Origin of the sequence: Endozoicomonas atrinae, assembly GCF_001647025.1 — a bacterium.
Lineage (GTDB): Bacteria > Pseudomonadota > Gammaproteobacteria > Pseudomonadales > Endozoicomonadaceae > Endozoicomonas > Endozoicomonas atrinae.
This window is the reverse complement of sequence record NZ_LUKQ02000495.1, coordinates 1-1933: the sequence shown is the minus strand read 5'-3', so window position 1 is coordinate 1933 and position 1933 is coordinate 1. Positions and strand designations below refer to the sequence as shown.

At 42.6% G+C, this 1933-nt stretch carries 2 protein-coding genes; one reads left to right on the top strand and one right to left on the bottom strand.

Annotation, left to right across the window (positions count from 1 at the left end):
• The first annotated feature begins 127 nt into the window (after positions 1-127).
• Positions 128-340: a hypothetical protein gene (locus AK963_RS32735; RefSeq protein ID WP_139117748.1), complete on the top strand. Its 213-nt coding sequence runs from the start codon at positions 128-130 to the stop codon at positions 338-340.
• A gap of 191 nt (positions 341-531) precedes the next feature.
• On the opposite strand, the gene AK963_RS28360 is transcribed toward AK963_RS32735, so the two are convergent.
• Entirely contained in the window at positions 532-1572 is a 1041-nt protein-coding gene (locus tag AK963_RS28360) for a serine/threonine-protein kinase (protein WP_066018643.1), read from the bottom strand.
• Between the last annotated feature and the right edge of the window lie 361 nt (positions 1573-1933).

The window sequence follows — 1933 nt, the reverse complement described above, 5'->3', positions numbered from 1 at the left end:
AAAATTAAACTAGGCCTTGATATAGAATCTGAAAAGCGGGACGGAAAAGATACCGTATACAGAATTAAAGGCGGATTAAAAGGGCTCGATATAGCCTAAGCGCCAAGCCCCGAAAGGGGCTTTTTTTATGCCTACTGTTTCCGCAGCGGCTATCTTGGCCGCTATCTTTCCTGCGGCCACCTACGGCCACTGGTTGTCCGTTCGCCTCTTGCCTTGGCCTTTCATACCAGACAATCGTTTGGCCACCAGTGCGGCTAATATTGCCTTTGGTGGTCTTTGCACTGAACGGCCTATAAATTGCCGTGGTGCGTCGTTTACCTTTCCTGCGGCCTTCGTATAGCCAGATAGTCGAACGGCCACCGGTGGCGCTAGATTTCGCTGCTTTCCTGCCGTATTTTTGCTGCCTTGGTGCAAAAGGGCAAAACAGGAAGTCAAAATAAGAAGTCAAATCAGAAAGTGAAAATAAGAAGTCCTGAAATAGAAGTTATATCAGGTCAGAACTTCTACAACTAAATTTTTACGCTTTAGATTTTAACCCTGAAAATAAGAGTGTTTCAGGGCTTCACTTGGGCTAATTCGTTTATATGGGTCTATTATTGTCAGTTTTGCAAATAGGTCGGCAGCTTCAAAGCCTTCTTTATCAAGTATTTTGTTATAAGTTTTTTTTAAGACTTTTTTAATGGAAGCCAGAGTAGGTTTAGATGACGATTTTGGAAACAGTTTATCCATAATGGGATAACCTAGTCTCATCTCGGCAAAAATACAGCCTAATGCCCAGCTATCTGATCTATCTGGGTAGCTACTCTTAATAATGCCAAGCTTTTCTGGCGACATGTACAACACAGTTCCACTGCTGGTAAGCTCATCTTTTCGTTTGGCCAGACCAAAGTCGCAAATCTTAAGGCAACCTTTATTGTCAATCAGAATATTTTCCGGTTTTAGGTCGTTATGCTGTAGACCTGCTTGTTCAATAGCTGAAGCACCCATGAGAATCTGGAAGAAGGAGTCGCATAGCTCGTCATCTTTCATATTGCCTCTCTTAAGATCTTTAAGAAGGCTTGAGCCACCCAGCTCCATGAGCATATATTTGTCTTTGCTGCGCCCAGGGGAAACACCGATTACGTTGATTAGGTTTTTATGGGGGCCAGAACGGCTTAGTTTAAGCAGAACCGCACACTCATGCCTTAGCTCTGGATTGCTTCCTACCATCTTCAGTGCAAAACGTTCGTGAGCCTTGTTTTCAACCATATAGACTTGACCGAAGGCACCGTTACCTAATTTTTTTATAAATTTGATGCTTTCTGGTTTTGCAACAGGTAACCCAAAACGAAGAGCTTTTTTTATCTGCCTCTGATGGATCGGTTTGGCAAGTGGTAATTTGACATGTTTATTGATGTTTGCGTTTTTGGCCAATGCTGCATTAGGCTCCATAACCCATACTTTACGGCCTCTTCCATTTGCTTTAATTTTTTGTTTAGCCGGTTTGTACGAATCCGGATTGATGATTTTCCAGATTTGAGGATCAATGCCTTTTGCAAAGTCAATATTACCGGGGGAGGGACCTAAGGGCATACATCGCTCCATGATGTCTATACAGTATGTTTATTATAGATAAGAGGTGATTAATCCTTTCTTGCAAGAAAATTATTTTAAAGACTGCCAATTAAATGACATATTGCGTTATGAATATGCTTAAGAATAAAAAGTAAAACTACAAAGGATACGGCTCACCAAGTTAAAAATTGGAGCGTCCGGGTCGGTGTCGCACCGCCGCTGTATCACTGGTCGTGACTTTCGCCTGCTTCAGACGCTTTTAAACCTTGAATACCTTTATACATGGTTGCTCCCGCTTCAGCAATTTTGGAGAAAGGTATCGGAGCCACCGTTAACCGTTGCCGGGCCTCGGGCTTGATGAAGTAAATATACCGAAGCT